General features: G+C 47.6%; 2 protein-coding genes. Both read right to left on the bottom strand.

Going from position 1 to position 3388, the window contains the following annotated elements; genetic code table 11:
- Positions 1–37: 37 nt before the first annotated feature.
- A complete protein-coding gene (locus BIZ37_RS29680) occupies positions 38–1051 on the bottom strand; it encodes a manganese-dependent inorganic pyrophosphatase (protein WP_187464603.1) in 1014 nt (337 codons plus the stop codon).
- A gap of 133 nt (positions 1052–1184) precedes the next feature.
- On the bottom strand, positions 1185–3311 hold the full coding sequence (locus BIZ37_RS29675) for a type I secretion system permease/ATPase (RefSeq protein ID WP_187464602.1): 2127 nt from the start codon (positions 3309–3311) through the stop codon (positions 1185–1187).
- Positions 3312–3388: the final 77 nt, after the last annotated feature.

Below are 3388 nucleotides of genomic sequence, written 5' to 3'. Positions count from 1 at the left end.
GCACCCAGCACCCAGCACCCAGCACCCAGCACCTGTTTTACAAACTTTCAATCGCACTCTGAATAGCAGGGCCAATTTGACGTTTGCGGGAGGTCACCCCTTTCAGCGTTAGCATATCTGTTGTTGGCGTTGGCTCGAAAGCTGTTTTAATCACCTTCAGGTCGTTGTCATCGACCCAAAGCAAGTTGGCTTTTTTATCTTTGGTATCGGTGATCGAGAAGAACAGGTGATCCAGCTCGTTGGCTTGCTTGTAGGCTTTCATTGCAGCCTGTAGTTCTGCTTTACGGTCAATCAATTGCTGGGCGGTCAGGGTCTCTGCTACGCCAATACCGACTTTCTTGCCGCCGTACTCAAAGTTTTTGTAGTCCATGGTCAAAATGGTGTCGGCAGAAAGGTGGCTTAGGTCTGATTTGGCAATCAGCATTTGCTGGCCGAAGTCTTCGATGTCATCAACACCGGCAATTTTTGCTAATTTCTCAGCATACTCACGGTCATAGTCAGTGGTGGTAGCAGACTGGAAGACAACAGTATCAGACAAGATTGCGCCCAAACCGACACAGGCAAGGTGCTTCGGTAGGGCGACTTCTAGTTTCTCGGCATTGTCTGCCAAAATAGTTGCCGCAGATCCCCAGCCACGGATGTCCATAGCGACAATCTGTGAAGTGTTGATTGGCGAGCCGCCAATGGCATGGTGATCGATAACGGCAACGATTGAGCTTTGGTCAATCGTAGGTGCTAGCTGTGTTGTTTGGTTGAAATCAACCAGGCCAACCTGATATTTGCTGTAGTCAGACTCGATACGAGGAGCTTCTGCATTACAGTAACTCAGGACAAATTCAGATTCAGGGTTGATCTTTTCCGGTACGGTCGCGGTACCGCCGTAGATGTGGGCAGCCATCATTGCTGACATGACGGTGTCGGTGTCTGGGCTAAGGTGACCTGTCCAGACTAAGTTTTCAGTATTGTTGTTGGCAGGTTGCTGCAAGTCGAAGGCATAGCTGGTCGAGCATACTGCAACGAGAGTCGCTGCAACAAGTGGTGAAAGCTTCACGGTAATTTCCCTATCTATTTGAGATTGCTGGACGAGGAAGCTACCTAGGTTAGATTGCAGTTATATTTCATAACTCTTAAAGAATAATGAAAGCAGCAGAGTGGTAATCACTCTGCTGCTAGATTTGTACACATTAGCTTCCTGTACTGCGAACTGCAGATACATTGCCCTCACGCAATTGTTTAAGGACTTGTTCTTTAGGGCCGTCAGCCAGAATGCGGCCTTGTTCCATGACTATCAACCTATCCACACAGTCCAACATGCTGGTTTTATGAGTAATTAGGATCAGTGTTTCTTTGTCACTTAAATTAGCCAATTGATTTTTTATGTATAGTTCAGAACGGTTGTCCATACTGCTGGTGGGTTCATCCATGACTAATACCGGCGGATTATCAAGGAACGCCCTTGCAATAGCGATGGATTGTCTCTGTCCACCTGATAGCGCGTTTCCCCCTTCTCCTACCTGACGCTCCAAACCGGCTGCATCTTGCTGGGTAAAGCTTGTTACCCCGGCACGCTCGGCGGCTAACAGGGTTGCTTTATCGCTAGTGAGCGGGCGGCCGAGAGTAATGTTTTCACGGATAGAGCCAAAGAACAGCATTATATCTTGTGGTACACAGCCAATATTACGGCGTATATCGATATGATGCATTTGGTTGATGTCTGTCTCATCTATTCTTACTGAGCCTTCAGTTGGGCGGTATAAACCCATTATCAAACGTTCAATGGTTGTTTTACCTGACCCAATTCTACCGATGATGGCAACTTTCTCTCCGGGGTCGATAGAAAAGCTGACATCTTTCAAAGCAGCATTATCAGCGTTGGGGTAATTGAAGCTGACTTTATCGAATTCTATTTTTCCCTGAATAACAGGACGATGGATATAACGTTTACCTTCTTCTTGCTCGGTCGGCATTTCCATCAGCTGTTCTATGATAGTCATTGCGGACTTGGCTTGGTTGTAGCGGGTTGATAGCAAAGATAGTTGAACCATTGGTCCCACAGCACGACCGCTCAACATGGTTGCAGCAATTAGGCCGCCCATGGTTAGCTGACCGTCAGCGATGAGATACACCCCAAAAACAATCATGGCGACAGAGACAAATTGTTGGAGGAAGCCGGCAGTGTTTTGAACAGAATCGGTCAGACGGCGGGATTTTATGCCCCAGTTCGCCATATGTGCCACCGCTTCTTCCCAGCGATATTGGAATTGGCTTTGTGCTCCGAACAGCTTGACGGTTTCAAGCCCATGTAGGCTTTCGATTAAGTTGGCATTTTTTTGTGAAGAAAGGCGTGACCCTTCTTCAATTGAACGGCGCAAGGGGCGTTGGATTAATGCACTGTAAAGGGCCAAGATCAGCACCGCGACCAGTGGCACTAGCGCCAACGGCCCGGCGACAAACCAAATAACCAACAGGAACATGATGGCAAATGGTAGGTCTATCAGGGAGGAAACCGTTGCAGAAGTAAAGAATTCACGAATTGATTCGAATTCCTGCATATGACGGGCAAATGCACCTACGGAAGGTGGGCGGGCCTCCATGCGTATCCCCATCACCCGACTGAAAATTTTAGCCGAAATAAGTAAGTCAGACTTTTTGCCGGCAATATCGATGAAATAGCTTCTCATCAACTTAAGGATGAGGTCAAAGGCAAAGATAATTGAGATCCCGATTGCCAAAACCCACAGCGAACCAAAGGCAAGGTTCGGCACAATATTGTCGTACACCAAGCGAGTAAAGAGAGGTGTTGATATCGCAAAAATATTGATCAGGATAGAGGCTATTAGCACATCACGATAAATGGAACGAGACTCCCAAAGCGTACTCCAGAACCAGTGCCCCTCTCGGGTCTTGAGAATTTCAGGCGATCGCTCGTCATAGCGAAAGCGCTTTTTGATCAGAAATAGGTGGCCGGTATATTGGTCGTTGAGATCGCCAAGGTTCACCCACTGCTGTGCTCCATCTGATTGTGCTAAAACAACTTCAGCCTCGTTTTTGTCGTTATCAACACTGAGGATGACGCAGGCATCACCCCCTTTGAGTAATGCAATTGCGGGAAGAAGCAACGGGGAGATGTCGGCTAATGCTATTTGAGTATCCTTGGCTTGCAGGCCTGCTTTTTCAGCCGCCCGAGGCAACAGAAAAGGGGTCAATAGGTTATCTGCCATAGGGAGGTCTGCAATCAGGGCATCAGGGGAATTTGCCAAGCCATAGTAACGGCTAACATAGACTAAAGATTGCAGTAGGGGATCTTTCATAGGGTTGACTCCATGTCTGCCTGATCTTTAGTAAATCCTTGGATATTGTCGACCATATAGCCCTGAAAGCCTCTTAC

It is taken from the genome of Photobacterium sp. BZF1, assembly GCF_014349205.1.
Lineage (GTDB): Bacteria > Pseudomonadota > Gammaproteobacteria > Enterobacterales > Vibrionaceae > Photobacterium.
The sequence above is the reverse complement of the archived record's forward strand: the minus strand, read 5'-3'. Positions and strand labels throughout refer to the sequence as shown.